General features: G+C 59.6%; 3 protein-coding genes and 1 pseudogene. 3 read left to right on the top strand and 1 reads right to left on the bottom strand.

Annotated elements, in window-relative coordinates; translation table 11 throughout:
- Positions 1–190, bottom strand: a 190-nt coding sequence (locus tag I53_RS34610) for a hypothetical protein (RefSeq protein WP_210161590.1), incomplete at its 3' end; no start/stop codon positions are given.
- 485 nt (positions 191–675) lie between these two features.
- On the opposite strand from I53_RS34610, the gene I53_RS20130 reads away from it, so the two are divergent.
- The 3 genes and pseudogenes from I53_RS20130 to I53_RS20120 form a co-directional block, all read left to right on the top strand.
- Positions 676–1,494 carry a hypothetical protein gene (locus I53_RS20130; protein WP_170867475.1) on the top strand — a complete coding sequence of 273 codons (819 nt, stop codon included), beginning with the start codon at positions 676–678 and terminating at the stop codon, positions 1,492–1,494.
- Between the two features lie 152 nt (positions 1,495–1,646).
- Positions 1,647–1,928, top strand: coding sequence for a curli-like amyloid fiber formation chaperone CsgH (gene csgH / locus I53_RS20125; RefSeq protein WP_148291203.1), 282 nt, complete (start codon positions 1,647–1,649; stop codon positions 1,926–1,928).
- Positions 1,929–2,204: 276 nt separating this feature from the next.
- Positions 2,205–2,457 (top strand): annotated as a pseudogene (locus I53_RS20120) (hypothetical protein); the annotation flags it as partial.

Below are 2,457 nucleotides of genomic sequence, written 5' to 3'. Positions count from 1 at the left end.
CCGGGGCGCCGGGCGGAGCCTCGCCCGAGTAGGCGCCGACGGACCACAGGGTCGCGTGGCGAGCAGGACCTGCATCAGCGATCGGCCGCGCTGCCTCATCGTAGCCTCCCACCCAACGCGTATCGCAGACGATTTTTCGTCTTGCGGTGAATTCGATCTCTTCGTCGTCCGCGAAAACCTTTCGGCTCAAGCACAGTCGACGGATCCTAAGCGGCGACGGCGGCATGGCCCTGTGAGACCCGTCCCACATCACCTTTCGGAGCATTCTTGCTTGGCCAGCAACATACCACTTTCAGCCATAACTGATGTGACCAATTTAACACGCCTATACCGACCTGTGATGGCACTAACGAAGACTGCCTATCCCGTGGAATGGATTCTAAGTCAGCGATCGCGGCAGGGCCACTTTAAACAGTTGAGAATGTTCGTCTTTCGACGCGCCATCCATACTGAATTCACGGCATTTTTATCTGAAAAAAGAATCCAGAAAATTGTAAAGATTGTAGATTTTTGCCTAACTCACGCTTGACACCCATCATCGGCTTATGGATACGCTTAACAAGCCGTTAAATCGCTGTAACGATAGAGCGACTGCGATGGCATAGATTGTGTTCGAGAGGACACATAAATAAAAATGGGAGTGTATCTATGTTCAAGTCAGTTGTTCTGGCGTCCGTGGCGGTCGCCGGTCTGACGGCCTTTGCGACAGGCGCCTCGGCGCAGTCCCAGACCCCCGTCATGGGCGCTGGAACTACCGCGAACGAAGCCTTCGTCATCCAGCGCGGTCTATCGAACTCCGCGACTGTCGATCAGACCGGAACGAACAATAAGGCCGGCAAGCTCTCGACCAATGTCGACCTGTCAGTCCCGAATCTGTCGGAGAGCAACCTGAACGGCGTCTCGAACGGCGCCCAGACCATTCTGCAGAACGGTGCGTTCAACGAACTGAAGGTCACGCAGGGCGGCTCGAACAACACCGTGAGCACGATCGCCGGCAATCGCTACGGCAATCCGACGATCGGCGTCGCCAACGGCTCGTTCCAGCAAGGCATCGCCAACTCCGTCGACTCGAATCAGCTCGGGACCAACGGCGTGGCGCAGTTCCAGCAGAACGGCGACAAGAACAAGGCGTGGATCACCGCCGAGGCCGGATCGAAGAACACCTACGCGGGCATTTTCCAGTTCAACGGCGACAACAACAGGGCCCGCATCACGCAAGACTACAGAGCTGACAACGCCTATGCCGCGATCGTCCAGTCCGGCGACTATAACGTAGGCAATATCAGCCAGAACGGCAACACCAACTACGCCGCCCTGCTCCAGATCGGCCGAGGCAACGAGGCGTCGATCACGCAGACCGGATCGTCTGTCGGCGCCTTCGGCTATCAGAACGGCTTCGGCAATTATGGATCCATCACGCAGTCGGCGAACTCGGCCAATGCTGCTTTCGCGCAGATCGGCGGCTTCAACAGCGTGACGATCCGCCAGCACTAATGGATCGGGCTGAGGCCCATCCCCAGTCTGACGTGTCCTGGAAGGGGCGCTCCTGCGGGAGCGTCCCTTCTCTCGCCATCCCAGCGTCTTCGATCGCAGGCGCAGTCTCGATCATGCCCAGCCTCACCGTCGATCCGCCCGTCCTCTGTCGCGTGGTCGAGAGCCGCTCGGCCGAAACGACGCGTCTGGCTCTTCGCGTCGAGGCGCCCCGCGGCACCGCAGGGCGGTACAGCCTGGTCGTGCGGAAATCGGATCCGGCAGGCACCGCGACGATGCAGCAGGGCGGTGGCTTCGACCTCGCCCCCGGCGAAACCCGGGATGTCGGCAATCTGACCGTCAGCGTCCTGCCGAACGGCCAGCTCCGGATCGACGCGTCCGTGCTGATCGACGGGCGCAAGATCAACTGCGGTCATATCAGCAGATACGATCTTTGATCGGCTGATCGATAATCGCCGATGTCAGTCGGTTGACATACCACTTTTTCGTTATCGGGAAATTATCCGTCGATTCATTGACATGGGCTGCCAACGGCGGCAGCGGTTCGATTCTTATCAGAATTCATTGTGCCATAGTCACCACACGCCGGCTTAGAAGCCGTGTGGATAAGATATTTTGCTGTACGTTATCGAATAGCACTGATTTAAGGTGGGCCAAACAAGCAGGGGGGACAGATGATGCGCCGCACGCGCCGCAGCCGGACCGCAGGTCAAGTGCTGCTCTTCGTCCTCCCGCTCATGGCCGGCTCGGCGGCGGCCCAGGATCGCGTCGCGATCGAACAGATCCAAGCCCTAGCCCAACGCGCCGCGGCCGGTGCTCCGGGGCGGGCGATCCAGGAGAGCGACTACATCCTGGGCAACCAGTCCGGCATCCTGCTGCTCAGCCCGAGCTTCCCGCCCCCAGCGGCAGCCAATCAAGCCCGGGCCCTTCAGGTCGAACAGGCAACATCTCCCCATCGACATGTCG

This window comes from Methylobacterium sp. B1, assembly GCF_000333255.1.
GTDB classification, from domain to species: Bacteria; Pseudomonadota; Alphaproteobacteria; order Rhizobiales; family Beijerinckiaceae; genus Methylobacterium; species Methylobacterium fujisawaense.
Note: the sequence above shows the minus strand (reverse complement) of the source record. Positions and strands in the feature narration are given on the sequence as shown.